The organism is Sphingomonas bacterium, assembly GCF_028289855.1.
Taxonomy (GTDB): domain Bacteria; phylum Pseudomonadota; class Alphaproteobacteria; order Sphingomonadales; family Sphingomonadaceae; genus Sphingomonas.
In genome coordinates this window covers 1-25,946 of the sequence record NZ_JAQGKZ010000113.1, presented here as the reverse complement: position 1 = coordinate 25,946, position 25,946 = coordinate 1, and the positions used below count along the sequence as shown (strand labels likewise).

Here is a 25,946-nt window from a genome sequence, read left to right as displayed (position 1 = left end):
AATTACAAGCGGGGCTTTCTCGTTGCTCGATATCGTCACGCACAAGTTGCGGCTGTATGCCGATCCCTCGCGCGTCGTGGTGCGGCCGTTCCATATCGGCTGGGCGCCAGGCGGCGCGTCGTCGGGGCGCACCGAGCGGCTGGTCGGCGAAGTCATGGCGCTGTCGGTCAAGGATACCCGCGACGAGCTCGAGATCGTGCTCAAGGATTTCGAGGCGCGCCACTGGCAGACGCGACGCGTGTTCATGACGCGCTACGATGAGATCGAGGAAATGATGGGCCTCGACGGGAGCGAGATCGGCGATGAGAAGCGCCAGCTGATCGGCGCTTATTTCTGTCACGAATACAGCTATGCCGCGGCCGCCTTGATGAACCCCAGCGCGGTGCCGCATTTCGACCAGTCGGGTATGCCCGCGGGGTCGATGCGCATCCTGATGAGCCTGCGCGCGGTGGGTGAGGGGCACATTTCGTCGGTCGCGTTCCGTGAGGGCATCATCACCGCGAAGAACGAGCTAAAGCTGGCGCCCGAACCGCCCTTCGCCACCGCCGCCGATGTGCAGGGCAGCGACGAGGAGCATGTGCCGTCGGGGCCGGTGACGGTGTATCGCCACCGCGATTCGACACTGTCGGGCACGGTGATCTTCCCGATCACCGCCGCGCAGTCGAAGGGCCTGGAGGATCTGCGGCTCGTCCAGTTCCGCCACGACGACGGCGAAGTCGAATGGCTGGGGACGTATACCGCCTATAACGGATCGCAGATCCAGTCCGAGCTGATGCGGACGCGCGATTTCCGCTCGTTCGACCTGGTGCCGATGACCGGCCCGGCAGCGCGCAACAAGGGCATCGCCTTGTTCCCGCGCACGGTCGGCGGGCGGTACATGGCGATCGGGCGGCAGGACGGGGAGAATCTGTTCCTGCTCGATTCGGACCGGCTGACGCATTGGGAAGAGGGGACGCGCATCCTCAAGCCGCGTTATCCATGGGAGCTGGTCCAGATCGGCAATTGCGGCCCGCCGATCGAGCTCGACGAGGGCTGGCTGCTGCTCACCCATGGGGTCGGCGCGATGCGCAAATATTCGATCGGCGCGGTGCTGCTCGACAAGAACGATCCCGGCAAGATCATCGGCCGCACCGAGCATCCGATCCTCGCCGCTGCCGATCAGGACCGCGAAGGGTACGTCCCCAACGTGGTCTATTCGTGCGGCGCGATCCGCCACGGCGACTGCCTGTTCCTGCCATATGGCGTCGCAGACAGCTCGGTCGCGTTCGCGTTCGTGCCGATCAAGGATTTGGTCGCGTCGATGATCTAGCGCGACGCCGTTTTTGCGTACCGATACAGCAGCCCGGTAATCGCCAGGAACAGGATCGTTCCACCAATCAATGCGATCGTCTCGTAGCCGGAACCGACCAGGGCCAGCGGCGCGTCCTTGGCGGTCAGGTAAACAATGAACGCGAACGCGACGCCCCACAGGCTTTCGCCGACGATCATGCCCGTCGCGGTCAGCGTGCCCATGCGGTCGGCGACCTCCGGGTTCTTGCTGCGCCGCGCCCAGCGGTCGTAGAACCAGCCGAGCACCGATCCGAGCACGGTCGGCAGGATCACCGCCATCGGCAGGTAGATGCCGAGCGCGACGCCCAATGGCGGCAGGCGGAGCAGCTTGAGCATTCCCATCACTTCGTCGAGCACGATCAGCGCGACCCCGGCGAGCGCGCCATATCCCAGCATCGTCCAATTGGCGTCGCCCGACAGCACGCCCTTGGCGAGCGCGGAGATCAGCCCGGCCTGCGGCGCCGCAAGCGCGTTGGGCCCGGCTCCCGGTGCGCCGACGAAGCCGATCCCGCTATTGAGCACGTTGAGCACGGGCGGGATGATGATCGACCCGAACACAACGCCGATGACTAACGCGACTTGCTGCTTCCACGGCGTCGCGCCGACCAGTTGGCCCGTCTTGAGATCCTGGAGGTTGTCGTTCGAGATCGTCGCGACGCCGAACACGATGCCGGTGACGATCAGCGAATAGGCGATCAGCGCGCTGGTCGTGTCGGCGCCCGGATGCTGGCCGAACAGCCCGACCAGCATCAATGCCGATCCCAGCACCGACAATATGCCGATCCCCGACACCGGTGAGTTCGACGCGCCGATCAGCCCCGCCATATAGCCGGTAACCGCTGCAATCAGCAGCCCGATCACCACGACGAACACCAAGGCGCCGGCGATTAGCGCAAAGGCCGACCCCGACAGCGCGCCGTCCTTGATCACATCCCACAGCAACCATGCGATCGGCAGCAGCGTCAGCGCGGACACGCCGGCGACCCACTTGATCGGAATATCCTGTTCCTCGAGCGCCAGCACGTGGCCGGCATGACGCGCTGCGCTCGCCGCCATCGCCGACCGGACGCCGCCGATCACCGGCCCGGCGATCTTGAGCAACGTCCAGATCGCGGCAACACCGATCACCCCCGCGCCGAAAAAGCGAACGTCCTGCTTGAAGATCGTGTTGACCCAGTCGGCGATGTCGAGGCCGGGCATCGGCTGGTGCGCGGTCAGGATCGGCAGCAGCACGAACCAGCCGATGACGAGGCCCAGCCCCATCGCCGCGCCGACCGAGATACCGACCAGATGCCCAACGCCCATCAGGGCGAACGACAGGCTGCCCGAAATCCCCGTCGCGCCCTTGCCGGTACGGAACGTCGTCGCGGCGGTGTCGGTGACGATCTTGGTCTGGGTGAAGATCGCGAACCCGGCCGAGGCCAGGCTGTTCCAGATCAGCACCCAGAGGCCGCGTTGGCTCTCTTCCTCGCCTTCGCGCGACCCTGCGCCGATCTGCAGCACCTCGGCGGCGGCGACGCCTTCGGGATAGGGCAGGTCGGTGTCGACCACCAGCGCGCGGCGTAGCGGGACGGAGAACATCACGCCCAATATGCCCCCGGTCGCGGTGATCATCGCGGTCTGTACGTAGGGGAAGCCATGCCACCAGCCGATCATCACCAGCCCGGGCAGCACGAAGATGATCGCCGCCAGCGTTCCCGCCGCGCTGGCGATCGTCTGGACGATATTGTTCTCCAGGATCGTCGCGCCCTTGAACAGGCGCAGGATGGCCATCGAGATCACCGCAGCTGGGATCGACGTCGCGAAAGTCAGCCCCACCTTGAGCCCGAGATAGACGTTGGCCGCGGTGAACAGGAGGGTGATGATCCCGCCCAGAATGATACCGCGAAGCGTGAGTTCGGCGAGCGGGCGGGCGGGGGTGGTGGTCGTGGTCATGGTGTTACCGTGGCACAGTTTCAGGGGCTGAGCGAGGCCGTGGTGTAGTCGCTGTGCAGCGACCAGCCGAGCGCAGTATAGAGCGCGCGGCCGACCGGCGTCGCGCAAAGCATCGCGTCGTGGATGCCGATCGCGTCAGCCTCGGCGGCGAGCGCGCGCATGACGGCGGTGCCCAGACCGCGTCGCTGGTGCGGCTCGGCAGTGGCGATGCGGTCGAACACTACGAGGCCGTCCATCGTAACGATCCGCCCGCGCGCTGCTTCATTGCCCGCGGAGTCGGCGATGGTGGCGAAGATTACGTTGCCTTGGCGGTCGACTGTGAGCGCGAAGCCACCAGGGATGGCTGGCCGGGCGAGCATCGCAGTAACCGGCGCGGTCATCATGTAGCCGGGGGGTGCGATCTCCCAGCCGGGCGGGAGCAGCGGGCGGACGGCGTCGGCGGGCGCGCAGACCTTGAGATAGAGCAGAGGCTGATCGATCTTCGCTGCGAGCAGGGCGATGGTGTCACTATCGAGCGCCGCGAAGATATAGCGCCCGACTTGTTCCGGCGTGCCTACATGGATGTAGAGGCCGCCGTCGCGCGGGACGGGCGCCGCGGCACCACGCGATATCGCCCACGCAGCCGCCCAGCGGGCGATGAGGGTGGGGTCGGCTTCAGGCATCGCCGTCATGCCGGGCTCGTTCCGGCATCCAAGGTGCCGCCAGCGATGACGCTTGAGGAAAATTGGAACCCGGAACAAGTCCGGGGTGTCTGGCGCTCGTCGCGGCGTCGTCCGTCCTCAATCGAACCCATTCTCCAAGAAACGCTCGGCATAGGCGCAGTGCATCGCGACGCCCTTGGCCATCACCGATTCCTCGATCGTCATCTTGGTGTTGTGAAGCGGTGGGTTCTTGGCGGGGTCGCTGCCGTCGGGCGCAACGCCGATGAATGCCATCGCGCCGGGAATGTCGCGGAGGACGTAGCTGAAATCCTCGCCACCCATGATCGGACTTGGCATCGGCTGCCACAGGTCGGGGTCGAAACCGTCGGACACTTGCTTGACCAGCGCGACCGCGCGCGGATCGCACGTCGTTACCGGATAGCCGTCGTCGATCCGCACTTCGGCGGTGAGACCGTGCGCCAGCGCGACATGCTCGACGATGCGGGTCAGGCCGGCGCGCGCTTTCTCGCGCGTTTTCTGGCTGAGCGTGCGCAGCGTGCCGATCATATGCACCTCGGGCGGCACGATATTGTACGCCGATCCTGCCTCGATCTTGGTGATCGACAGCACTGCCGGATCGGTCGCGGGGATCTGGCGCGCAATGAACACCGACAGCGCGGTGACGATCTCCGCGGCGACCGGGATCGGGTCGAGGCAATCGTGCGGCATCGCGGCGTGGCCGCCCGCGCCCTTGACCGTGATGTTGAGCGCGTCGGTGGAGGCGAGCAGCGGGCCGGAGCGCGTGCGGATCGCGCCGGCTTGCGAATTGGGATCGATGTGGAGCGCGAACGCGCTGTCGGGGCGCTCGATGTCGAGCAGCCCGTCTTCGATCATGAAGCGCGCGCCGTGATGCCCTTCCTCGCCGGGCTGGAACATGAAGACGACCGTGCCGGGGAGCTGGGCCTTGCGGGCCGACAGCGCGCGCGCGGCGCCGACCAGCATCGAGCAATGACTATCGTGCCCGCAGGCGTGCATCGCGCCCGGCACTTGGCTAGCGAAGTCGAGCCCGGTTTCCTCGGGCATCGGCAGCGCATCCATGTCGCCGCGGAGCAGCACCGTGCGGCCGTTATTGCCGCCGCCGCGCAGGATCGCGACGAACCCGGTGGTCGAGGTCGATTCGTGGATTTCGAGCGGCAAGCCTTGGAGCGCGGCGCGCAACTTGGCGGTGGTGCGCGGGCAGTGGTTGCCGATTTCGGGGTCGGCATGGATCGCGCGCCGCAGCGCGACGATCTCGGCAAGCTCGGCCTCGCCGGCGGCGGTCCAGTCGGTGGTGAATTCGGTCATGCAAAAACTCCCTCGTCCGGCTGGGACGAGGGAGTTCTAGCGAGCAGTCGGCCCCGAGTCAGCCCTTGAGCTTTACCGCGATGTACAGCGAGCCCTGACGCGGCCGAGTAATGTAGAGCAGGATCGTCGTGCGCCCGGCGGTTTTTGCCGCGCGGACCTGCGCATCCATCTGCGCCGGGGTGGTGACGTTGACGCGGTTGACCGACGAGATGATGTCGCCGCGCTGCAGGCTCTTGGCCGCGGCGTCGCTCGACGGGTCGATATTGGTGACGACCACCCCGCTGACGCTGCCCGGCTGGATGCCCAGGCTGTTGGCGATGCCCGGGGTCAGCGCAGTCACCTGAATGCCGAGCATGTCGGACGATGCGCGCAGTTCGGGCGCACCCGGCGCACCGTCGCCGCCGTCGGGGCCACCGCCGGGAACCAGCTTGGCAAGCTCCTCATCGGTCGGACGCGTGCCGACAACCGCGTTGATCGTCAGTGGTTTGCCGTCGCGGATCACGCTGAGCCGGGCGGTCGAGCCCGGCGCTAGATTCGCGATCAAGTACGACAAGCCGGTATCGGCGTTCACTTCGTCGCCATTGACCGCGACGATCACGTCGCCTTGTTTGATTCCGGCCTTGTCGGCGGACTGGCCCGGCTCGACCCGGCCGATCAGCTCGCCCTTGTCCTTGGGAATGCCGAGCGAAGCGGCGATGTCTTCGTCGATCGGCTGGCGACCGACGCCCAGATAGCCGCGCTGGATCTTGCCGCCCTTCATCATCGTGTCGATGATCGGCTTTGCAGCCTCGGCGGGGATCGCGAAGCCGATGCCGACCGATCCTTCGGACGGCGAATAGATTTGCGAATTGATGCCGATCACGTTGCCGTTCAGGTCGAACATGGGGCCGCCCGAATTGCCTTTGTTGATCGCGGCATCGGTCTGGATGAAGCGGTCATAGGCGCCGAGACCGGTGACGCGGTGGAGCGCGGAGATGATCCCGGCAGTGACGGTGCCGCCGAGGCCAAACGGGTTGCCGATCGCGATTACCCAATCGCCGACTCGCGCCTTGGTCGAATCGCCGAATTTGACGAAGGGCAGGTTGGTCGCCTCGACTTTTAGAAGCGCGAGGTCGGACGTCGTGTCTGTGCCGATCAGCTTGGCGACATATTCCTTGCGGTTGGCGAGCGTGATCGTGATCGATTCGACCTTCGCGCCCGATGCGGCAGCCGAAATCACGTGGGCGTTGGTGACGACATAGCCATCGGCCGAGATGATGAAGCCCGACCCCAGGCTTTGCCCTTCGCGGGTGATCGGCGCGCCGCCGCCGTTGCCGCTATTGGGATCCTGACCGCCGAACAATTGCATCAGCGGATTGTCCTGGGTCGACACCTGGACCTTCTGCTTGGTCGAGACGTTGACGACCGCGGGCTGCAGCTTGGCGACCATGTCGGCGAAGCTCATCGGCGCACCGGCCTTGGGCGCGGCGGCGGCGATCGTGCCCGGCTCGTTCTGCGCGGTCTGTGCGCTGGCGGGGAACTGGAAGACCAGCGAGGACGCGGCGCCCGAGAGTAACAGGGCGGTGGTGATGGCGTAGGCGTAGCGCACTATGTAACTTCCTCTTCGTCTCGACGAACCCCGGTCTATCGATCCTGTGGGGCGTCTAGGCTGAACGGCGATTGAATATGAACGAACTGCAAGAAAGCCGATTGGTCAAACCTGTCACCTGCCAAAATCACCGTCCGCCGTTCTCGAACTGCTTCAGGTACGAATTGTCCGGCGTCAGGATCATGTTGGTATCGCCCGACGGCATCTTGCCGGCGCCGTCCGGCCCGAACGTGTAGCGGTACGACTGCATCGCGCGATAGAAGTCGTAGAACGCCGTGTCCTGATTGAACGCATCGGAATAGATTTTCGCGGCCTCCGTATCGGCAGCGGCGCGGATCACCAGCGCGTCGCGCTGACCCTGCGAGCGGATCGTCAACGCCTGCTGCTGGCGGGTGTTCTTCATCCGCTCAAGTGCCGATTGGAGCGGCGAGCCCTCGGGAAGGTCGGCGTGCTTGATCCGGACGTCGATGATCTCGACGCCATAATTCTTGGCGAACTTCTGCAGCCCGACCTGGATATTATCCATCAATTGCCCGCGCTCCGGGCTGAGCAATGCCCGGAAATCGACCTTGCCGAGCTCCGAGCGAAGCGCCGACGCGAACAGCGGCGACAATTGGTTGGTAACACGCAGTTCGGCGCCGTTGCTCAGGCCGACCGCGCGGACCAACCGCAACGGATCGACGATCCGGAACCGCGCGAAGGCATCGACTTCGAGCCGTTGCTGGTCGGTCGACAGCACGGGCTGGTTTTCGAGATCGAGGTTGAGCACGCGCTTGTCGATCCACACCAGGCGATCGACGAACGGAATCCGCGCCATCAGCCCGGCGCCGGTCTGGCCCAACGCCTCGCCTTCCTTCCAGCGGTTCACCGTGCCCTGCGGCTGTTCCCAGCGGACGATCACGGCTTGTTCGGTTTCGGGCACGATCGCGAACGTACTCGCCGCGACGATGATCGCCAGCAGGGCGGCGATGCCGAGCCCGATCGGATTGCGTAGCCAGGCCATCACTGCCCTCCCGCCGCGGGGGCTTTGGCCGCCGGACCGACCAGCTTCGTGCCGCCCAGCGGCAGCAAGGGAGCAATGTTGCGCGGCTCGACGATCGTCTTGTCGACCTTGGGCAGGATCGATTCCATCGTTTCGTAATACATGCGGCGGCGCGTGGGATCGGGCGCGAGCTTGTACTGGGCGTACAGGCCGTTGAACCGCGCCGCCTCGCCCTGGGCGTTCGCGACCACCTGGACGGCGTAGCCGCGCGCCTGGGTAATGTTCGATTGCCGGTCGTTCTGCGCCGCGGTCACTTCCTTGAACGCGTCGCTGACCTGCGACGGCGCCGCGGTGTTGTTGAGCGCGACGCTGACGATGTGGATGCCCGATTGATAGTCGGTCAGGATTTTCTGCATCGCATCGGCGACCTGGGTCTGGATCGACAATTTGCCCGCGCCGAGCACTTCGTCGAGCGTCGAATTGGCGACCACCGCGCGGATCGCCGTCTCCGCGGTCGCCTTGACCGCGTCATCAGGATTGTCGAGCTCGAAGGCGTATTTCTGCGGGTCGGAAATGTTCCACTGTACCGAATAGCCGAGATCGACCAGATTGCCGTCGCCGGTCAGCACCAGATTGGGCTTGCTGTCGTTGGCGTCGGGAAAGGCGAAGGTCTGGATGCCGGTGACGTTGACCTTCTGCACCGACGCGATCGGCGAGGGCAACGTCATGCGGATGCCCGGGCTCAAGGTCCCCGAATAGCGCCCGAAATAGGTCACGACACCGATTTCCTGCGTGCCGATCGTGTGAAAGCTGGTGAGAACGATCCAGGCGAGGATGATCAGCCCGGTGCCGACGCCCCAGATCGTTCGGCCGTTGCCGCCACCGGGAAATTTGAACCCGCCGCCATTCCCGCCGCCGCCGCCCCCGGAGCGCGCGCGCTTGAGCAGATCGTCGAGCGCGGTCGCCCGGGGGCCACGGCTACGCGGGCCGCCGGGCGGCTGCACCCACGGATTGCGCGGGCCGGCGCCATCCTCGTTCGGGCTGCCGCCCTCATCATTGTCGCCACCATCGTCGCCACCGCCGCCCCAGGGGCTTTTCGGTTTCGACATGAAAAGGGGGATTCGGCGCCACCAGGCACGTGCGGTCGTCATGAACCCCTTATAGGTGTGTTGCGGCGGAAAAACAGTGGCAAGCGGCGATGCGGCGACTATCTCCGCCCAGATGGGTAACGAAACAGCGCTGGCGGAACGGATCGCGACGGTGGCGGGCAACCGCGCGACGGCAAAACTGGAGGGCGCGCGGGCGAGCGTGATCCTCGACGTCACCGGCTTGGATGTCGCCGAGCGCGATGCGATGGAAGCGGGCGTGCGCGCTGCCGCCTTGGCCGCGCCGGGCGTAACCGAGGTTCGCGTCGCGATGACGAGCGAGCGTGTCGGCCGCCGGCTGATCGCGGTGGCGAGCGGCAAAGGCGGGGTCGGCAAATCGACCGTCGCGGCCAATCTGGCGGTCGCGCTGGCGCGCGGCGGGCGCAAGATCGGGCTGGTCGATGCCGATATCTATGGCCCGTCGCAGCCGACGCTGATGGGGGTGGAGGGATCGCGCCCCGAATCGCGCGACAAGACGATGATCCCGGTCGCGACTCCATACGGCGTGCCGATCCTGTCGATGGGGCAGCTTGTCGCGCCCGGTCAGGCGATCGCGTGGCGCGGGCCGATGGCGGCGAGCGCGATGGGGCAGATGATCGACGGCGATTGGGGCGCCGCCGATACGCTGATCGTCGACATGCCGCCGGGGACCGGCGATGTGCAGCTGTCGATGATCCAGAAATACAAGCCGGCGGGCGCGGTGATCGTCTCGACGCCTCAGGACCTCGCGCTGATCGACGCGCGGCGCGCGATCGACCTGTTTGCCAAGGCCGGCGTGCCGGTGATCGGATTGGTCGAGAACATGGCGGGATACGCATGCCCGCATTGCGGCGAGGTGTCGGACCCGTTCGGCGCGGGCGGAGTGGAAGCCGCCGCGGCAGAGCTCGGCGTGCGGTTCCTCGGCCGCATCCCGCTGGCGATGGCGATCCGCGCGGCGTCGGACGCCGGGACACCGCCCGCAGCCGGGAACGCGCCCGAAGCGGCGGCGTTCAACGATATAGCCGGGCAGGTCGAGGCTTGGCTGAAGGAGTCCCGCTGATGCCGTTTACCGCAGACGACGAAATCCGCGAGCTGCTCACCAACGCCCGCACAATCGCGATGGTCGGCGCGTCGGACCGGCCCGACCGGCCGAGCTATGGCGTGATGGCGATGCTCCAGCGCCACGGCTATCGCGTGATCCCTGTCAATCCGCAGATCACCGGCGAACACATTCACGGCGAATTCGTGTTCCGCGAGCTCGCGCAGATCGGCGTGCCGATCGACATCGTCGACATCTTTCGCCGCCCTTTGGCGGCAGGCGAAGCGGTCGACGAGGCAATCGCGGTCGGGGCCAAGGCGGTGTGGATGCAATTGGGGGTGATCAACCATGACGCAGCGGCGCGCGCCGAAGCTGCAGGGCTGAAAGTCGTGATGGACCGCTGCCCGGCGATCGACATTCCGCGGCTCGGCGTGCCGCGGATCGCCGCCTGACCGCAAAACCGCCGCAATCCTGGGTCAGTCTTGATGTCGATATGATCGCGCTGCTTCTCCTCCTGCAAAGCGCTGCTCCGGCGGTGGCTTCGCCGCAGCCCGAACGCTGGTCCATCCTGGTGCCGACGCCGACCGAGCCGTGCGTCCCGGCGCGCCAGCCCGGCGACCCGGATGACATCATCATCTGCGCCAACGCCCAGCCGTCGCCGCGATTGCCCGATCCGGACTCGGTGCCGTCGAGCGGGCCGATGAAATCGAACCCCTATCTGACCGGTTCGGGCGCGTTGGCGGCGATGGACACGCCATGCCCGATCAGCCGCAATTGCGTGGTCGGGTTCGGCCCGCCGATCGTCCCGCTGGTCAAGGGGGCGGTCGATATCGCCAAGCGCGCGTTCGCGAAGAAGGCCGACAAGACCGGGCGCGTCGCGATTCCGCTCGACGAGCCGGCCCCTACTGGAACGCTATTACCCTGATTTTTCACGCAACCTGCGCCGCGTTGATGCGTTGGCGGGAATAAGGGGGCGACGAGAAAACAGGGGTGTTTTCCTAATGATCGCACCATTGCTCGCCATGATGCTCAGTTCGGCGCCGATGCCGATTGCGTTTACCTTGCCGAAATCGCCGCCGCGACGGTGCGCTGGGTCGTGCGCCGACCGCTATCGTTTGCCCGCGTCGAGCGACGATGGCGACGGGCTGAAGGACCGCGCGGTGCGCAGCGATGGCAGCAAATGCAACGTCGTCGGCGCGCGCCGCTGCACCAGCAAGCCGATGCGCATCCTGCGATCGACCTACTAGCCGAGAATGTGCATCCATAGCGGTTCGCCGGCGAGGCTGGGCGAACCGCGCAGCTTGTCGAGCGCGTGCGCGACCGCACGCTCCGGGCCATCGTGCGTGACGATCGCGACGAGCACGCTGCCATCGGCGGCGGCGCCGCGTTGCATCAGGCTCTCGATCGAGACACCCGCGTCGCGCATCGCGGCGGCAATTTCCGCGAGTACGCCGACCTTGTCCGCAACCATGAAGCGCAGATACGCACGACCGCGGCGGTCGCCGCTATCGGCAGCGGGGAGCGCGGAGAGGCTGGCGGCGGGCATCGCATACGGCGGCCCGAATTCGCCACGCGCGATGTCGATCAAATCCGCAACCACGGCTGAGGCAGTCGGCCCGTCGCCCGCGCCCGCGCCCTGGAACAATAGTCGCCCGACGAAATTGCCCTCCGCCACCACGGCGTTGAGCGCGCCCGAGACATGCGCAAGCGGATGGTCGATCGGGACGAGGTGCGGGTGGACTCGCTGAAACAGGCCGTGCGGGCCGGCCTCGGCGACGCCGACCAGCCGCACACGATACCCGAGTGTTGCCGCTTCGGCGATGTCGGCGGCGAGCACATTGCGGATGCCGCCGGTCGCGACATCGACGAAGGCGGGGCGGGTGCCGAACGCGATGCTGGCGAGGATCGACAGTTTGTGCGCGGCATCGACGCCGTCGATGTCGAAACTCGGATCGGTCTCGGCGAACCCCAGTGCCTGCGCTTCGGCGAGCACTTCGGCGAAGTCGCGGCCCTCGGCCTCCATCTTGGTCAGGATGAAATTGCACGTGCCGTTGAGGATGCCATAGACATGGTCGATGCGGTTCGCCGCGGCGCCGTCGCGCAGCCCCTTGATCACCGGCACCCCGCCCGCGACCGCCGCCTCGAACTTGAGCGCTGCGCTCGCGGTTTCGGCGGCTTCGGCGAGTTCGAGCCCGTGATGCGCCATCATCGCCTTGTTGGCGGTGACCAGGCTCTTGCCCGCCGCCAGCGTCGCGCGCGCCAGCGCCAATGCCGGCCCGTCCGATCCACCGATCAATTCGACCACGACATCCGTATCGTCGCGCTGCGCCAACTGCGCGGTGTCGTCTTCCCAGGCAAACTGGGCGATATCGACCCCGCGATCCTTGGCGCGGTCGCGCGCCGAGATGGCGACGATCTCGATGCCGCGACCCGCGCGCCGCGCGATCAGGTCGCGATTGGCGTCGAGCAGGCGGATCACCCCGCCGCCGACGGTGCCGAGGCCGGCGAGTGCGACGCGAAGGGGTTGGGTCGATGTCATGATGCCGCGCCTAGCGTGGTGCGGCGCGCTTTGTCTATGTCAGGCGCGCGGGATGGCGATCCCGAGCGCATCGGCCAGCGCCGCGCGGCGCAGCACCACGCTCGACGGACCCGGTACGCCCGATCCGGCAAGGCACCCCGCAAAAATTGGATCGAGCCGGCGAGCCGCTTCACCGGCATCGTCCGAGCCGAGCGGCGCGCGCACCAGCGCCAGGCTGGCATTACGGTCGCGCCCGACGACGCATCTGCCGACCGCGACCCAGCGGCGCATCAGTCCGGCCTGTGACGAGATTGCGCGATCAGTCGGGCGGATCGCGGCGCTGCGCTCTAGCTGCATGTCGATGCCCGGGCGCGCATCGGCGAGCGACGCCAGCAGCAGTCCGCCCGCCAAGCAGCAGCTCGTCATGATCAAGCGACGCATCGATCCCTCCCGTTATCGCGGGCCTCTTACCACGAAACGCTCAGGCTTTCACCAGCCCGATTTCGACCAGCCGCTCGTGCAGATAATCGTGCGACGTGATCGGCGTCGGATAATGGTTCGGGTTCGCCTCCGAGATACAACTCGGCAGCGTCTCGATCAGAAATTCCGGATTGGGATGCAGGAAGAACGGCATCGAATAACGCGAGAAACCGCGGCGTTCGGGGGGAGGGTTGACGACGCGATGCGTGGTCGATGGCAGCAGGTTGTTGGTCAGCCGCTGGAGCATGTCGCCGACATTCACCACCAGCGCGCCTTCGGGCGGATGGATCGCCAGCCACTGGCCGTTGCGGTCGAGCAATTGCAGCCCCGCCTCCTCGGCGCCGAGCAGCAACGTGATCAGGTTGATGTCCTCATGCGCCCCGGCGCGGACGCCTTCGGCATCGGCCGGGATCGGCGGATAATGCAGCAGCCGCAGGATCGAATTGCTGTGATCGACAACGGTGTCGAAATAATGCGGGTCGAGCTTCAAATGCCGCGCGATCGCCGACAGCAGCCGCAGCCCCGCGCTGTCGAACGCGTTCCACAGATCGGTGAGCGCTTCCTTAAACTCCGCCGGGCGTGACGGCCAGACGTTGGGGAGCATATCCGCAGCGGCGGGATGCCCCTCGGGCAAGTCGCGACCGACGTGCCAGAATTCCTTCAGGTCGACATGCTTGGCGTCCTTGGCGATCTCGGTCTTGAACGGCGTGTAGCCGCGCTGGCCGCCGAGCGCGGCGTCATAATAGCCCTGCTTTTCCTCGACCGGCAGCGCGAAGAATTCCTCGGTCAGCTTCCAAGCGCGCTCGATCAGTCCCTGCGGGATGCCGTGATCCGAAATCACCGCGAACCCGAACCGTTCGAACGACCCGCCGAACGCGGCGGCGAAGGCGTCGGGATCGCGCGCCTCGTCAGCGAGGCTGAGCGCGGGAACCTGGGCGGAAGGCGTATCGAGCATGATCGGTGTCCGGATTCTTTTTCGGGAAGCGCAGGATACTAAACCTTCCCGGCTCCAAACGAAAGCGGCCCGCCGCATCAATGCGATACGGCGGGCGGCAATCGTCGTTCGGTGGTGTTAGCCGTTCGTCAGCTTCTTCATCGTCTGCTCGTGCAGCCAGATGTTCATCGTCGCCGAATCGTCGGTGTCGCCGGTGTAGCCGAGCTCGCCGGCCAACTTCTTGCGCGCGTCGAGGCTCGAATCCTGACCGATCGCCTTCATCAGATCGACGATCGAGGTCTTGTAGTTGAGCGGTTCGCCGCGCGCCTGCGCGTGCTTTTCGAGCACCGCGTAGATTTCGTCCTCGCTCAGCGCCGTCGGGGCGGGCGGAGGCGGCGGTGGCGGTGCGGCGGCTTCGGGCGTGGCGGCTGGAGCGGGGGTCGGGGCCGGGGCCGAGGTGCTCGATCCGAAGATCGCGTCCTTGATCGTACCGAAAATGCTCATCGCGATTCTCCTAAACTGCGGGGCGGGGCGACAACGCGTAGACCCGGCCCTGGCTCCGCGACACCATTTTCGGGGCTGACCTGACCGGCCGCCTCGGGCAAGGGGGCCGGATGCCGCAGGTTGAGCTCCAGCGCGACGAGAATTCGTCGCCCATTCGCTTTGCCGAATTCGTCGCGCTGATCGCGTCGCTGATGGCGGTCGGCGCGCTGGGTATCGACACGATGCTGCCGGCATTTCCGCAGTTCCAGCGCGACTTGCATGCGACGCCGGGCGACTTGCCGCTCATCATCGTGATGTTCTCGACCGGGTTCGGCATCGCGCAACTTGTCCACGGCCCGCTGGCGGATCGGTTTGGCCGGCGGCCGGTACTGATCGGCGCGCTGGCCTGGTATGTGGTGATGAACCTGCTCTGCGCGGTCGCGGGCAGCCTTGAATTGCTGTTGCTCGCGCGTGTCTTTGCCGGGCTCGGCATCGCCGCGACGCGGGTGGTGACGATCGCGCTGATCCGCGATTGCTATTCGGGCCGCGCGATGGCGCGCGTCAGCAGCCTGGCGGTGATGACCTTCATGATCTTTCCGATCATCGCGCCGAGCATCGGTGAGATCATCCTGAAATTCGGCTCGTGGCGGCTGATCTTCAACATGGTCGCGATCGTCAGCGCGGGTATCGCCGCGTGGTTCATCCTGCGCATGCCCGAAACGCTGGCGCCGGAAAATCGCGTCCCGCTCGAATGGAACCGGCTGGTCGGTAACTGGCGCTTCACGCTCGCTGATCGCCAGTCGGTGGGATATGCCGCCGCGGTGATCGGCCTGCAGGGAGCGCTGTTCGGGTATATCACCAGCATCCAGCCGATCGTGTCGACCGTGTTCCATCGGCCCGAGGAGCTCGGCCTCGTCTTCGCCTTGTGCGCGGGGCTGATGATGTGCGGCAATCTGCTCAACTCGCGGATCGTGATGTGGCTCGGCATGCGGCGCATCTCGCACGCCGCGATGCTGGTGCTGATCCTCGCCGCCTCGGCCAGCCTGGCGATCGAGCATCTGGGGTACGAAAACCTGTGGCTCTTCGTCGCGATGCAGGCGGTGACGATGATGTGCTTCGGGCTCGCGGCGTCGAACTGCTCTGCGATGGCGATGGCCAATATGGGCGCGATCGCCGGCACAGCGTCGAGTCTGCAGGGATTCGTCGTGACCACCGGCGGTGCGGTGATCGGCGGGCTGATCGGGCGGTCGTTTAACGGGACGACAACGCCGCTGCATATCGGCTTCCTCACAGCGGGGATCGTCGCGCTGGCATTGGCGGCGATCGTCGAGCGCGGGCGGCTGTTTCGCCCGACTTGACCGGTTTCCCGCAAGCGGCGGGAACCACCGCGCGCCAGCATTGTTCGCTGTCTAACCATTCGGGAGACGGAGCATGGGCGGATATCAGGTGCCGGGACAGGGAACGGGCGACGACGGGTTCGACGAGGAAGGCTATGACGAGAGCCAGCGCGCCGAAATCCTCGAGGCGACACGCGACGGGCCGAGCGACGGCACGCTGATCACCGACCTCGCGCCCGATCTGGGTGACGATCCCGAAAACGACGATATCGAAATGCGCGATAGCGACGTCGGCGAGCAGGACGACGATGCCGATCAGGACGACGACGATGTCGGCGAGGACGAAGTTCAGGACAGCCTGGACGACGACGATGTCGACGACGACGAATTGAGCGACGCCGACGACGAGGCGTTGAATCCCTAACGTTGACCGCAGCGGCGCGCGAAACCTAGACTGGTGGCATTCCACAGGGGAGCCGCCATGCCCAGGGACCCGCGCGTCGATGCGTACATTGCCAGCCGCAACGATTTCGCCAAGCCGATTCTGGAACACCTCAGAGCGCTGATCCATGCCCGGGTTCCGACCGCGGAGGAGGGCATCAAGTGGAGCATGCCGTTCTTCAGTTATGGTGGCCGGCCGCTCGCCAACATGGCGGCGTTCAAGGCACATGCGAGCTTCGGCTTCTGGAACCGCCAGGCAATGCCGACCGGCAAGGAGGGCGAGGCGATGGGGCAGCTCGGGCGACTGACCGACTTGGCGTCGATGCCGCCCGATGACGAAATCGACAAGATGATCGACGAGGCGGTGGCGATGATCGACGCCGGGGTGAAGCCCGCGCGTGCGGCGCGAGACCCCAAGCCAGAAGCGGAGGTGCCCGCGATGCTCGCCGAGGCGCTGGCGAACGACGAAGCGGCCGCGGCCAAATGGGACGCTTTTTCGCCGAGTTGCCGCCGCGAATATTGCGAATGGATCGCGGAGGCGAAGCGCGACGAGACTCGTGCGACGCGCGTCGCGAAGACGATTGCGCAGGCCCGTGAGGGCAGGAAGCTCCACTGGAAATACGAGAATTGCTGAAGCGCGAGGCCCGACAATAGCGCTTGCACCCTGGCTACGAGGTGATACGTTATCACATCTCAGCTAGGAGGAATGCCATGACCGCCCGTGCCCAATTCCAGCCGATGTCGCAGCTCAACATTACCCCGTTGATCGACGTGTTGCTCGTGTTGCTGGTCATGTTGATCCTGACCATCCCGATGGCGACGCAAAAGGTGTCGATCGACTTGCCCGTCGGCGCCGATCCTGCGCGCCCGACGCCGCCCGAAAAGATGCACCGGCTCGACATTGCGGCGACCGGTGCACTGATGCTCGACGGGGCGGCGGTCGATGAAGCGGCGTTGCCCGCGCGGCTCGCGCCGTTGGTCGCCGACAGCGAGGCGTTGCTGACCATCGATGCCGACGCGCAGTCGCGGTACGATACGTTCGACCACGTGCTCGCGACGATCAAGCGCGCCGGGGTCACCCGATTGGGGTTTGCCCGTAACGAGAGTTTCACCGATTTCTAGGAACGCAGCGGGGGCGGGGGGCGTTCAGCCGCACACGTTCCCGGGGGTTTCATGCGCGCCTTCTTCGTCCTGCCCGTCCTATCGATCGCCGCCTGCTCGCCGTCGCCGGCGGCGAACAACACGGCCGCCGACATCAACGCCGCAGCTGCTCGCGCGCAAGCGGACGTCGACAGCTACGCGGCGAACAATGCGGCAGGGCCTGCCCCCGCGCCGCTGACGCCTGCCGGACCGGGCCAGCCGGGCGGGCTGGCCGACGACCGGACGCCGCTATCCGAAGCGCCGTTCGCCTCCGACAGCGCGCAGGGAGCGGCCAACGTCGTGCAGACCTATTATGCGCTGATCGGTGAGGGGAAATATCGCCAGGCTTGGGTGCTGTGGGGCGACAAGGGGGCGGAGAGCGGACAGTCCGCAGAGGCGTTCGCCGCGAGCTTCGCCAAATATAGCGAGTATCACGCCAATGTCGGCTCACCGGGCGATATCGACGCGGGTGCGGGGCAGCGCTACGTTACCGTTCCGGTCCAGGCTTACGCTCGCCTGAAAAACGGTACGGGAGCTTATTGGATCGGCAGTGTTGTCCTCCACCGAACAGGCGACATCAATGGCGCCAACGCCGAGGACAAGGCGTGGCGGATCAAGTCGATCGACCTCAAGGTCGCGCCGCCCGCCAAGGGTCGGTGACGCGTCCCGTTCTTCATGCTGGCGACAGGTCGCACCGCTTAGGCAGCTAAATGCGCTGCCGCCGCGCTTTTTGCTTTTGCGGCGGCGCCGATTAGTGTCGCGCCGAAATTACCAGAGGATTCTCGATGCCACGTCCGTTCCCGATCGTCGCTATTGCCGCCATCGCGCTCGCCAGTCCCGCCGCCGCCAAGACGCTGACCTTCCGCGCGACGCTGGGCGGCACCACTGCGCCCGCGACCACGGGATCGCCCGCCAGCGGCAAGGCGGTCATCAAGGTCGATACGTCCACGAAACGTGTGTCGGTCGAACTCGACGTGACGGGCATCACGCTGGACCAGCTTTCCAAAAATCTGATCGCCAAGCCGGTCGGGCCGATCCATTTCCACGTCTATCGCACCGCCGATGACGTCGAGCTGATCCTGCCGCTGCCCTACGGTCCCAATTATCGCGCGACCAAGGCCGGGTTCCACGTGACGGTGCGCGGATACGATTATGCCGCGGGCGCGAAGCTGATCAATTCCGGCGCGGATTTCGAGGAATTCGTCAACGCGATGCGGGGGCAGCGTGTCGTGCTCAATATCCACACCGACAAATTCCCCGACGGAGAGATCAGCGGCAAGGTGATGCCCCGCTAATCAGCCCCGTCGCACCACGGCAATCGCCGCCCGGTCCAGTGTCGCGCGAGCCCTTCGTCGACGAGCTGATCGCCGAGCGACCGGCCGTTGCGTTCGACGATCCGGAGCAGCCGACCGTAGCGATCGGTATCGCGGTCGGCCGAGGCCAGGGTTACCGGGCCGGCGTTGAGCAATTGCTGCAGCCGTAGCGTCGCGCGCTGACCGAGATCGGCTTCGTGATCGCAGCGCGGCGGGTGCGTTTCGGGCGCGTCGATATCGGCGATCCGCACCTTCTCCCCGCCGATCCAGAAGGTATCGCCGTCGACCACGCAATTGGTCCCACCGCCGGTGAAGCACAGCGAGAAGCTCGCCGCGATCGGCACGGACGGAGCGCCGCTCGCGGCGGGCGGCCCGTGCCCCGCGGTCAGCGTGCCGGCGGCGAGCCCGGCCAGCACGCCGCCGCCCAGCATGATGCCGATATTCTTGCCGAATTGTCCGATGGTTTGCATCGCGCGAGTTTGACGCGCGTGGGTAAGCAAAGCGTCAACGACCCGCGCCGGATCGGCGGCAACCGGCGGTTATTCGATCCCTTTCGGCGCTACTTTGCCGGGCAGGTCACCCCGGGGCTGCGGCAATAGGCGGCCCACGCCTCGCCCTTGAAATCGAAGCCGTCGATCGTCTGCATCGTCGCGACGATCACTTGCGGCTCGGCGGCGCGCCAGTTCTTCGCCGCCGCGCTCTGGTTGAACGCGACCAGCGCCGTCATGTCGGCGACCGACAGCCGCAGCGCATATTGGTGCCCGACCGCGCCGAGCATGCGGTCGATCGCGGTCTTCGCGGTATCGGCGGCGGCGGTGCGCAGCCTGGCCTTGGCGGCATCGTCGAGCTCGGGATGCTCGGCGATCATTGCCTCGGTATCCTTGGCGACGAGCAGCGGCAGGAGCGCGGCGAGCGTTCCGGTGTCGGCGACTCGCCGGCCGAGCGCCTCGGCCTCCGCGGTCGGCGCGGGCGCCGGCGCGGTCTGCGCGATGGCGGGCGCAGCGACGAGCAGCGCGGCGGCGATCAGCGTCCTAGCCACGAGGCGGTTCGGGCTGGTGGTAGCTGTCGTGGCATGACTTGCACGCGCCGCGCACCACGGTCCATTGCGCCGCGAAGCCCGGTCCGTCGCCCGCTTTGGACAGGTCGGCGAGCTTGCGCGCTTCCGTTTCATAATTCGCCGCAGCCTTCAGGAACCCCGCGCGGTCGCTCCACACGGTCGGGAGCGCTTTTGTCGTGCCGTCGTCGCTGCCCGCCGGGAACATGCCGGGCAGCGCGTGCGCCCAGTCGCTCAGCGCCTTCGCCCCAAAGCCGAGCTTGGTGACGTCGCCGCCCGCGTCGATCACTGCCTTCATTCCGCCGAAGGTCGCACCCGACAGCTTGAACGCGGCCTGGCGCCCGGCGATCAGCGCATCCGCATCGGCGCGGCGGGTCGGGGTGGCGGCGGTCAGCAGCGCGACCGTCACTATGGCGCTCATTGCCGTCATTTTTCTGGTCATCGCCGCTCTCCCGTTGGGTGTCGGCGTGGATGCTATGCCTCGCGAGGGGCTGCGGCAATCCCGGCGTTAACCCATGGCGGTGCCGCGACGTTAACCGTGGGGCGGTATGAAGCAGGCATGTTCTCGTCGAGGATCTTCCGCAGCCGCTGGGCCGCCCTGTTCTGGGCGGGCGGGATCATCTGGACCGCGTACGACGTGGCGGAGGCCAACGCGCCCGACCCCGCGGCGAACAATGTCGCGGCGGCCGATACCGATGCGACTGGCGTGGCGGTGGACAACGCCGACCTGGCCATTCTTGCCAACGCTATGGGGAACTAGCCCGCTATTTTCCGACGAACAGGAAAGCCACCGCGCCCATCAGGCAAAGAAACGCCCCGGCGTGCCGCCAGCCGAGCGGCTCGCCGAGCACGGTGACCATGAATACCCCGATCACCAGCAGCGCGATCGCTTCCTGCGTCACCTTGAGCTGCCCGCCCGACCAGCCCGCCGCATAGCCCCACCGGTTGGCCGGCACCGCCAGGCAATATTCGAACAAGGCGATGCCCCAACTGATCGCGATGACGATCCACAGCGGCTTGGTCATCCCGCCCTTGAGATGCCAGTACCAGGCGATCGTCATGAAGCAGTTGGAGAGGGCGAGCAGCGCCACGGTCCACATCTCGGCATCCTTTCAACGCGGCGTCGTATTCCGCCTATACCAACGCGGCGACCCGGGATTAGCACCGCGCCCATGCCCCAGGTCGCGGCGATGCGGGCGGATACGCCCTTCAGCTACCAGTGCACGCGGTGCAATTCGTGCTGCACGGGCAAGCGCATCCAGGTCAATCCGTATGAAATCGCACGGCTCGCGCGCAACCGCGGCATCTCGACCGCCGAGCTGCGCGACCGTTTCACCGATGACGGCGCGCTGAAACAGGACGACGCCGACGCCTGCGTGTTCCTCGGCGAGCAAGGCTGCAGCGTCCATCCCGACCGGCCGCTGGTGTGCCGGCTGTTCCCGCTCGGGCGGACGATCCTGGCCGATGGCAGCGTCAGCTATGGCGAAGTCGACCGCAGCTGGGCGCGGGGGCATTTCGGTACCGGCGGCGTGGTGATGGACTATGTCGAGGCGCAGGGCGCGGCGCCGTTCATCCACGCCGCCGACGCCTATTTCGGTTGGTTCCTGCGCGCGCACGACGTGCTGGAGAGCGAGGGCGGCAACGGCGCCGTCCACGACGACGACTGGCTCGACATCGACACGCAACTCGCCGCCTGGGCGGCCGCGACGGGGGACGATCCGCCCGCCGACGTGGACGCGCGGATGCGGCTGCATCTGTCTATTCTGGATCAAAAACTGGGAGACGATCATGGCTGACCACGGAAAATCCACCCGCCCGGCGCTCGCCGCGGCGGTATCGATGCTGGGCCTGTCGCTCGGCATCAGCGCGGCGGAGGCGCAAACCCAGCCCACCGCGCCGACCGCCAGCCCGCAAGGCGTGCTGATCGGGCTCGGCCAGCCCGGCAGCAACCAGGTCAAGAGCGAACAGCTCAAGAGCCAGCAATACAAGAGCGACCAGCTGAAGAGCGAGCAACTCAAGAGCCAACAGCTCAAGAGCACGCAATTCAAGAGCAGCGCCTACAAAACCGCTAACTAACAGGCCGACTTGGGCAAAGCCCAAGTCGTCGGCCATCGCTACGCGATGCCGGCCGAGGGAGCGCCGAGACCGGAAATAGCGTCCGCTATTTCCGTGCGCTCCCCCAATGCTGGCGGTCGACCTTGCCGTCGATGACGTTCTTGCCGAACGCGCGGCGCATCACTGCGGCGTCGTCGCCGTTCATCAGCACGACCCGCGTGCCCGCGCCGAGCGGCAGCGACTCGATCGCGCTGATCGCCGCCTTGTGCTTGGCGCACAACGCCTCGACTTCGGGGCGCAGCGTCTTGACGTTGATCGCGCGCGACGGGCCGGGGGTGCTCCAGTCGGAATGGCCGTTGGTCGCGGGGATATTGTAGGGCTGCATGAGATTCGAGGCTCCTGGCATAGCGGGAGCATCGACCACTCTCAGTCGCGCCGGTGCTGGGGGCCGGGGACGCGATGTGCTCCATATAGCGGTTATCCCTTAAAATAGCGAGGGGAGGGCCGCCCGTGGAAGATTACAAAGATTACACCAAGCATAGGGTGGTTGCGGGGGCCGCCGTGGCAAAGCCACGTCGTCGGACGAGTCGGCTAAGCCGCTCGCCGGCCGGGCCGGCCGCAAGCGGCGAATAGCGAACGCTATTCGCTCGGCGGCTCGGCCGAATGTTCCCAATGTTCGCACTGGCCATGGACACTAACCCACCGGCAGGTCGGTCAAGCCGTCGAGCTGCCCCGCAAAGCCCGCGCGCGCCGCGGCCTGGGGATCGGCGCCGTCGCCGCGCAATTCCCATGGCGCGGCGTAGCGGCGCGGGTCGAGCCGGGCGAGCAGCCACATCAGCAATTTGTCGCTGGGCAGGCGCTTTTCCATCATCAGCTCGCCCTGATGCCAGACCTGCTCGACGCGGCCGTTGATCGCGCGGTCGAACGCGATCGCCGACAGCCGCCCCGCCGCAAGCTGTTCCGCGGTGTCCCATGCCGCGGCGAACGCCGGCGACCGCATCCGCAGCTTGTACGCCGACCGTGCGGTCAGGCGCGCGCTGGCGCAGGCGAGATGCACCGACCCGGTCTCCGCCAGATGGGTCAGGAAAATGCGCTGCCGATCGCCGCTCCACCCGGCGAGCCGCTTGCGGCTGTCCTCCAGTTCGACGCCGTCGAAGGGCATGGCGGTGACCGGCTCGACGGCGGCGGGTTCGGGACCGACCGCGCCGGCGGGGGCGCCGTCGGCCGATTCGCCCGTCGCGGCGGGGGGCAACAGGTCGGTGGGCCAGACATCCTCCCGCTGCGTGACGGGCACGAGCGACAGCCGCGGCCCGCCCTCCTCATCCGCCGCCTCCGCGACGGCCTCGAACTGCTTGGTCGCGGCGAGCCAGTCGTCGAACTCCTCGACTGACATCTCTCTCGATTTGCGGCGCATGATCTTGCTCCTGTTGGTTAGAAGGAGCCGAATCATATAACCAGAAAGGATCGTGTAGGAAAACGCTTTGGGCAGTTAATTAGCGGAGCTAATTCACGGTCGGCGCCGAGCGCCGAGCCCAAAGCGCTGCCGGCGGACGGCGCAGCCGATCCGGCCGAAGGCGCGGATTTACTCCGCGCCTATGCCTGTCGCAGGATTATCAACTGCCGATAGGACGTCGGATTTAGTAAATTGTCACCGTAATTCCCGTCACCGTAGTTCCCCGGCGATGGCCTCTGGCGTGTCGGATCGGCTTTGGGAGATTGCGGATATCGCCAAGCTGGTAGAGGATGCGGAAGCCGCTCCCGCGAAGTGGGGGCCGTATGCGAAACGCGTGGTGGCTTTGAGCCTTTGGGGGATGAGACATGAACACCTTAAACGTCACAGGACAAACGCTAATCATCTTGGACTTCGTATTTCTCGCGCTCGTGATATTATGTGCTGTTTCGGTGATTATCAAAACACCGCCTACTACTGATAAGGAAATCTATAAACTTCGGTTTGCAGCTGTTACCTTTACTGGCATTATGACTGTATTCATCTTCACCGCTGTTCTTTTCTTTGGATCAGGGTCGTCGGTGGGTTCGCAGATTTTCGACAGGGCGGTTACCTCAATGACACCTTTAGCCGGCGTTATCCTCGGATATATGTTCGGCACTCGGGGCAAAAAGTCAGCCAACCTTGGTGGCGCTCAATCAGACAATATTTCAAACTGACCCACTACAGGTCGAAGACGCGGATTTACTCCGCGCGATTTTTTAGCTGCTATTCTGCCGGAGGCGGTAGCCGCAGGTCCAACCTCGGCTGTTCGGCCTCATCAACCGTGGGAGCAACCGGCGCTGGCTTCCTTTTGGTTTTCAGCCAGTCGGCAATGATCGGGTAAGCCGCTTCGCGTGCCGACAAAAACACTTCCAGTTGATTACGAAGTTCGACTGGAGACAGGAGTTCGTAATCCCCTCGATGCCAAACTTCCGGGGTGCGGACACCATTCACCTCTGGCAAGAACACGATCTCTGCGTCCGAGCTTTCGAAATCGGTCAGCGAGAAAATCGCGTCTTCCAAAATCGTCATCAGAAGGCGGCGCTGATACGTCGTCAACGGGACCGACTTCCAGCCAAAAGCAAAAACCGGCTTAAGCTGGCCGTCTTCGCGAGCAACTAAAGTGGGTTTCACCGGAATAAAAAGGTCGCGGCCAATCGGAAAGAATGCCGAAAAATCGCTGTATGATGGGGTTGCGCGATACTGTCGGCTTTCTGCGTAGAGGCAAAACGCTTTTACAAACTCGATTACCGCCTTCTTAGAAGGCGATTCCTTCAGCCGCTGGGCAGCTTTCCGAGCCTGTTCGGCATCAATGATCCCTAGCACGAGATCTTTGACCAAGGTGATACCGGCAGCGTAGCTGACCGTTGGCATGCCCTTAGCAAACTGGACATATGCCTTGGTCGTTTTGATCAATTCCTCAAAATTGTAGCGCACAAAATTAGGTGCGCCAGGAATTCGGTCCAGCTTACGAAATAGCGGATCGCTATAATCGGTCATTGACGTACTCCGGGAGAATAATGCTCGACGATCAGTTCATTGGTAATCTTCATTCCAGGATTGGACTGACCGTCATGCCCCCAAACTATATGCCAAGGTCCGCCCTTCGTATGCGATATGGCTCGCAACTGCCCTGCCGAAAAATGGATATATCGATCTATTAGGCCGTCGATGTATCCACCTTCCTCTTTGCCAAAGGTGACTTTGGCGATTTCTACGTTCCCTGAATGGGGATCAACTTTCTTCGCGCGGGAGCGAATTGGTGCGTCCGCCCATCTCTTAAACTCATGATAGATTTCGCGGAAAACAGGCCCATGCTGCCAAGCTTCGATTTTGGCGCCTACTAACGGCTCGCCCTTTTCGACCATGTAATCGCAGTGAACGAAGTACGCGATCTTGTTCAGGGCCATGTTCGTGACTTCAATTCCTTGCGCGTGCGCTCGGTCCAAAATGACGTTCGCAATGGCCCTTACGTCTAGCATAGCAGTCACCTCGCCCTTGGAATTAGGCTGGTGTAGCGAATCGGTACCAGTTGCGGCATGTTCCACATTTGTTTCTTACCAGCAGAGCGGCGGGATTTCAATCATTCAGCCGCCATCCCAGCCTCGCCAAACATATCCCCGCTCTCCCCATCGCCGGCATCCTCGTTCGCCGCCGGCTTGGCATTCGCCTTCTGGCGCTTGTCGAAGCTGTCCCACACGTCGTTCCACTGCCCGCGCGTCGCGGCCTTCGAATATTCGGTCGCGCGCTGTTCGAAGAAATTGGCGTGCTCCACCCCGTTGAGCAGCGGGCTGAGCCACGGCAGAGGGTGTTCGTCGATCATGAAGATCGGCTTCATGCCCAATTGCCCCATCCGCCAGTCGGCGATGTAGCGGACGTATTTCTTGATGTCCTTGGGCGCCATGCCGTTGACCGGGCCCTGTTCGAACGCGAGGTCGATGAACGCGTCCTCCAGCCGGACGGTGGTCTGGCACTGATCGGCGATGTCGTCCTTCACCGCCTTGGTCAGGCAGTCGCGTTCCTTCACGAAGGTGTGGAACAGGCGGATGATGCCTTCGCAGTGCAGGCTTTCGTCGCGGACCGACCACGAGACGATCTGGCCCATGCCCTTCATCTTGTTGAAGCGCGGGAAGTTCATCAGCATGGCGAAGCTGGCGAAGAGCTGAAGCCCCTCGGTGAAGCCGCCGAACATCGCCAGCGTCTTGGCGATATCCTCA

General features: G+C 65.3%; 34 protein-coding genes. 15 read left to right on the top strand and 19 right to left on the bottom strand.

Features of this window, described 5'->3' with window-relative positions; translation table 11 throughout:
• Positions 1-22: 22 nt before the first annotated feature.
• Positions 23-1,309, top strand: a complete 1,287-nt coding sequence (locus JWM94_RS13390) for a glycoside hydrolase family 130 protein (RefSeq protein WP_299427887.1) — start codon at positions 23-25, stop codon at positions 1,307-1,309.
• Here JWM94_RS13390 and JWM94_RS13385 read toward each other — a convergent pair.
• The 6 genes from JWM94_RS13385 to hflK all read right to left on the bottom strand — a co-directional run bounded on the left by JWM94_RS13385 (position 1,306) and on the right by hflK (position 8,928).
• Positions 1,306-3,264 (bottom strand): OPT family oligopeptide transporter, encoded by a 1,959-nt coding sequence (locus tag JWM94_RS13385; RefSeq protein ID WP_299427884.1) that lies wholly within the window; start codon positions 3,262-3,264, stop codon positions 1,306-1,308. The two genes, JWM94_RS13390 and JWM94_RS13385, sit on opposite strands and share 4 nt — an antisense overlap.
• Positions 3,265-3,284: 20 nt before the next feature.
• A complete protein-coding gene (locus JWM94_RS13380) occupies positions 3,285-3,935 on the bottom strand; it encodes a GNAT family N-acetyltransferase (RefSeq protein WP_299427881.1) in 651 nt (216 codons plus the stop codon).
• Between the two features lie 108 nt (positions 3,936-4,043).
• Positions 4,044-5,249, bottom strand: a complete 1,206-nt coding sequence (locus JWM94_RS13375) for a M20 family metallopeptidase (protein ID WP_299427878.1) — start codon at positions 5,247-5,249, stop codon at positions 4,044-4,046.
• A gap of 58 nt (positions 5,250-5,307) precedes the next feature.
• The gene (locus JWM94_RS13370; protein WP_299427875.1) at positions 5,308-6,837 is read right to left on the bottom strand and encodes a Do family serine endopeptidase; all 1,530 of its coding nucleotides are present in this window, start codon (positions 6,835-6,837) and stop codon (positions 5,308-5,310) included.
• A 127-nt stretch (positions 6,838-6,964) separates the two neighbouring features.
• Positions 6,965-7,840, bottom strand: coding sequence for a protease modulator HflC (gene hflC / locus JWM94_RS13365; protein ID WP_299427872.1), 876 nt, complete (start codon positions 7,838-7,840; stop codon positions 6,965-6,967).
• Entirely contained in the window at positions 7,840-8,928 is a 1,089-nt protein-coding gene (gene hflK / locus JWM94_RS13360) for a protease modulator HflK (RefSeq protein WP_299427869.1), read from the bottom strand. The genes hflC and hflK overlap by 1 nt, the downstream gene beginning before the upstream one ends.
• 112 nt (positions 8,929-9,040) lie before the next feature.
• Between hflK and JWM94_RS13355 the strand changes: the two genes are divergently transcribed.
• From JWM94_RS13355 to JWM94_RS13340, 4 genes are all read left to right on the top strand, one after another.
• The gene (locus JWM94_RS13355; protein ID WP_299427866.1) at positions 9,041-10,003 is read left to right on the top strand and encodes an Mrp/NBP35 family ATP-binding protein; all 963 of its coding nucleotides are present in this window, start codon (positions 9,041-9,043) and stop codon (positions 10,001-10,003) included.
• A complete protein-coding gene (locus JWM94_RS13350) occupies positions 10,003-10,434 on the top strand; it encodes a CoA-binding protein (protein ID WP_299427863.1) in 432 nt (143 codons plus the stop codon). The genes JWM94_RS13355 and JWM94_RS13350 overlap by 1 nt, the downstream gene beginning before the upstream one ends.
• 41 nt (positions 10,435-10,475) lie before the next feature.
• Complete coding sequence (locus JWM94_RS13345; RefSeq protein WP_299427861.1) at positions 10,476-10,907, top strand: hypothetical protein; 432 nt, start codon at positions 10,476-10,478, stop codon at positions 10,905-10,907.
• 76 nt (positions 10,908-10,983) lie between these two features.
• Positions 10,984-11,229, top strand: coding sequence for a hypothetical protein (locus JWM94_RS13340; RefSeq protein WP_299427858.1), 246 nt, complete (start codon positions 10,984-10,986; stop codon positions 11,227-11,229).
• On the opposite strand, the gene JWM94_RS13335 is transcribed toward JWM94_RS13340, so the two are convergent.
• From JWM94_RS13335 to JWM94_RS13320, 4 genes are all read right to left on the bottom strand, one after another.
• Positions 11,226-12,521, bottom strand: coding sequence for a homoserine dehydrogenase (locus JWM94_RS13335; RefSeq protein ID WP_299427855.1), 1,296 nt, complete (start codon positions 12,519-12,521; stop codon positions 11,226-11,228). The two genes, JWM94_RS13340 and JWM94_RS13335, sit on opposite strands and share 4 nt — an antisense overlap.
• A gap of 39 nt (positions 12,522-12,560) precedes the next feature.
• Positions 12,561-12,941 (bottom strand): hypothetical protein, encoded by a 381-nt coding sequence (locus JWM94_RS13330; RefSeq protein WP_299427852.1) that lies wholly within the window; start codon positions 12,939-12,941, stop codon positions 12,561-12,563.
• A 40-nt stretch (positions 12,942-12,981) separates the two neighbouring features.
• On the bottom strand, positions 12,982-13,935 hold the full coding sequence (locus JWM94_RS13325) for a 2-oxoglutarate and iron-dependent oxygenase domain-containing protein (RefSeq protein ID WP_299427849.1): 954 nt from the start codon (positions 13,933-13,935) through the stop codon (positions 12,982-12,984).
• 117 nt (positions 13,936-14,052) lie between these two features.
• Positions 14,053-14,418, bottom strand: coding sequence for a DUF3597 domain-containing protein (locus JWM94_RS13320; RefSeq protein WP_299427846.1), 366 nt, complete (start codon positions 14,416-14,418; stop codon positions 14,053-14,055).
• A 110-nt stretch (positions 14,419-14,528) separates the two neighbouring features.
• Here JWM94_RS13320 and JWM94_RS13315 point away from each other — a divergent pair, with 110 nt between their 5' ends.
• The 6 genes from JWM94_RS13315 to JWM94_RS13290 all read left to right on the top strand — a co-directional run bounded on the left by JWM94_RS13315 (position 14,529) and on the right by JWM94_RS13290 (position 18,610).
• Positions 14,529-15,755, top strand: coding sequence for a multidrug effflux MFS transporter (locus JWM94_RS13315; protein WP_299427843.1), 1,227 nt, complete (start codon positions 14,529-14,531; stop codon positions 15,753-15,755).
• Positions 15,756-15,828: 73 nt separating this feature from the next.
• Positions 15,829-16,158, top strand: coding sequence for a DNA primase (locus JWM94_RS13310; RefSeq protein WP_299427840.1), 330 nt, complete (start codon positions 15,829-15,831; stop codon positions 16,156-16,158).
• A gap of 57 nt (positions 16,159-16,215) precedes the next feature.
• Positions 16,216-16,809 (top strand): YdeI/OmpD-associated family protein, encoded by a 594-nt coding sequence (locus JWM94_RS13305; RefSeq protein WP_299427837.1) that lies wholly within the window; start codon positions 16,216-16,218, stop codon positions 16,807-16,809.
• Between the two features lie 77 nt (positions 16,810-16,886).
• Positions 16,887-17,297: a biopolymer transporter ExbD gene (locus tag JWM94_RS13300; protein WP_299427834.1), complete on the top strand. Its 411-nt coding sequence runs from the start codon at positions 16,887-16,889 to the stop codon at positions 17,295-17,297.
• Between the two features lie 51 nt (positions 17,298-17,348).
• A complete protein-coding gene (locus JWM94_RS13295) occupies positions 17,349-17,975 on the top strand; it encodes a hypothetical protein (RefSeq protein ID WP_299427832.1) in 627 nt (208 codons plus the stop codon).
• A gap of 125 nt (positions 17,976-18,100) precedes the next feature.
• A complete protein-coding gene (locus tag JWM94_RS13290) occupies positions 18,101-18,610 on the top strand; it encodes a CHRD domain-containing protein (protein WP_299427829.1) in 510 nt (169 codons plus the stop codon).
• Here JWM94_RS13290 and JWM94_RS13285 read toward each other — a convergent pair.
• The 3 genes from JWM94_RS13285 to JWM94_RS13275 form a co-directional block, all read right to left on the bottom strand.
• Positions 18,607-19,098, bottom strand: coding sequence for a thermonuclease family protein (locus JWM94_RS13285; RefSeq protein WP_299427826.1), 492 nt, complete (start codon positions 19,096-19,098; stop codon positions 18,607-18,609). The genes JWM94_RS13290 and JWM94_RS13285 overlap by 4 nt on opposite strands.
• Positions 19,099-19,187: 89 nt before the next feature.
• Complete coding sequence (locus JWM94_RS13280; protein ID WP_299427823.1) at positions 19,188-19,667, bottom strand: hypothetical protein; 480 nt, start codon at positions 19,665-19,667, stop codon at positions 19,188-19,190.
• A complete protein-coding gene (locus tag JWM94_RS13275) occupies positions 19,660-20,103 on the bottom strand; it encodes a cytochrome c (protein ID WP_299427820.1) in 444 nt (147 codons plus the stop codon). The genes JWM94_RS13280 and JWM94_RS13275 overlap by 8 nt, the downstream gene beginning before the upstream one ends.
• Positions 20,104-20,241: 138 nt before the next feature.
• Between JWM94_RS13275 and JWM94_RS13270 the strand changes: the two genes are divergently transcribed.
• Positions 20,242-20,442: a hypothetical protein gene (locus JWM94_RS13270; protein WP_299427817.1), complete on the top strand. Its 201-nt coding sequence runs from the start codon at positions 20,242-20,244 to the stop codon at positions 20,440-20,442.
• 4 nt (positions 20,443-20,446) lie between these two features.
• Here the strand turns inward: JWM94_RS13270 and JWM94_RS13265 are convergent, their stop codons facing one another.
• On the bottom strand, positions 20,447-20,782 hold the full coding sequence (locus tag JWM94_RS13265; RefSeq protein WP_299427815.1) for a DMT family protein: 336 nt from the start codon (positions 20,780-20,782) through the stop codon (positions 20,447-20,449).
• Positions 20,783-20,854: 72 nt separating this feature from the next.
• Here JWM94_RS13265 and JWM94_RS13260 point away from each other — a divergent pair, with 72 nt between their 5' ends.
• Both JWM94_RS13260 and JWM94_RS13255 read left to right on the top strand, forming a co-directional pair.
• The gene (locus JWM94_RS13260) at positions 20,855-21,478 is read left to right on the top strand and encodes a YkgJ family cysteine cluster protein (protein ID WP_299427813.1); all 624 of its coding nucleotides are present in this window, start codon (positions 20,855-20,857) and stop codon (positions 21,476-21,478) included.
• Positions 21,471-21,758, top strand: coding sequence for a hypothetical protein (locus JWM94_RS13255; protein WP_299427811.1), 288 nt, complete (start codon positions 21,471-21,473; stop codon positions 21,756-21,758). The genes JWM94_RS13260 and JWM94_RS13255 overlap by 8 nt, the downstream gene beginning before the upstream one ends.
• Positions 21,759-21,843: 85 nt before the next feature.
• On the opposite strand, the gene JWM94_RS13250 is transcribed toward JWM94_RS13255, so the two are convergent.
• Together JWM94_RS13250 and JWM94_RS13245 are read right to left on the bottom strand one after the other, a co-directional pair.
• The gene (locus JWM94_RS13250) at positions 21,844-22,122 is read right to left on the bottom strand and encodes a hypothetical protein (protein WP_299427809.1); all 279 of its coding nucleotides are present in this window, start codon (positions 22,120-22,122) and stop codon (positions 21,844-21,846) included.
• A 309-nt stretch (positions 22,123-22,431) separates the two neighbouring features.
• Positions 22,432-23,151, bottom strand: coding sequence for a hypothetical protein (locus tag JWM94_RS13245; protein ID WP_299427807.1), 720 nt, complete (start codon positions 23,149-23,151; stop codon positions 22,432-22,434).
• A 404-nt stretch (positions 23,152-23,555) separates the two neighbouring features.
• Here JWM94_RS13245 and JWM94_RS13240 point away from each other — a divergent pair, with 404 nt between their 5' ends.
• Positions 23,556-23,906 carry a hypothetical protein gene (locus JWM94_RS13240; RefSeq protein WP_299427926.1) on the top strand — a complete coding sequence of 117 codons (351 nt, stop codon included), beginning with the start codon at positions 23,556-23,558 and terminating at the stop codon, positions 23,904-23,906.
• Between the two features lie 49 nt (positions 23,907-23,955).
• Here JWM94_RS13240 and JWM94_RS13235 read toward each other — a convergent pair whose 3' ends face one another.
• The 3 genes from JWM94_RS13235 to JWM94_RS13225 form a co-directional block, all read right to left on the bottom strand.
• The gene (locus JWM94_RS13235) at positions 23,956-24,729 is read right to left on the bottom strand and encodes a hypothetical protein (RefSeq protein ID WP_299427805.1); all 774 of its coding nucleotides are present in this window, start codon (positions 24,727-24,729) and stop codon (positions 23,956-23,958) included.
• Positions 24,726-25,277 carry a Panacea domain-containing protein gene (locus tag JWM94_RS13230; protein ID WP_299427803.1) on the bottom strand — a complete coding sequence of 184 codons (552 nt, stop codon included), beginning with the start codon at positions 25,275-25,277 and terminating at the stop codon, positions 24,726-24,728. Before JWM94_RS13230 ends, JWM94_RS13235 begins: the two co-directional genes overlap by 4 nt.
• Positions 25,278-25,312: 35 nt before the next feature.
• The coding region (locus tag JWM94_RS13225) for a ribonucleotide-diphosphate reductase subunit beta (RefSeq protein WP_299427800.1) at positions 25,313-25,946 on the bottom strand (634 nt) is incomplete at its 5' end.